We start from the raw sequence: 210 nt of genomic DNA, 5'->3' as shown, positions 1-210 counted from the left end.
GGGTCTATACCACCGATCCCCGGGTCAGTGAGAAAGCGCGCAAGCTTGACAAGATCGCCTTTGAAGAAATGCTTGAACTTGCCTCTCTGGGGGCCAAGGTCCTGCAAACCAGATCTGTCGAACTTGCGATGCGCTATAAGGTAAAGCTGAGAGTGCTCAGCAGTTTTGAGGAACAATCTGACACGGCGGGAACGCTGGTCTGCGATGAGG

Annotated in this window: 1 protein-coding gene; it reads left to right on the top strand. The window is 53.8% G+C overall.

All coding sequences use genetic code 11. The features are described 5' to 3' along the window. The coding region (locus G0Q06_RS14380; RefSeq protein WP_484549368.1) for an amino acid kinase family protein at positions 1–210 on the top strand (210 nt) is incomplete at both ends.

The organism is Oceanipulchritudo coccoides, from assembly GCF_010500615.1.
GTDB classification, from domain to species: Bacteria; Verrucomicrobiota; Verrucomicrobiia; order Opitutales; family Oceanipulchritudinaceae; genus Oceanipulchritudo; species Oceanipulchritudo coccoides.
Note: the sequence above shows the minus strand (reverse complement) of the source record. Positions and strands in the feature narration are given on the sequence as shown.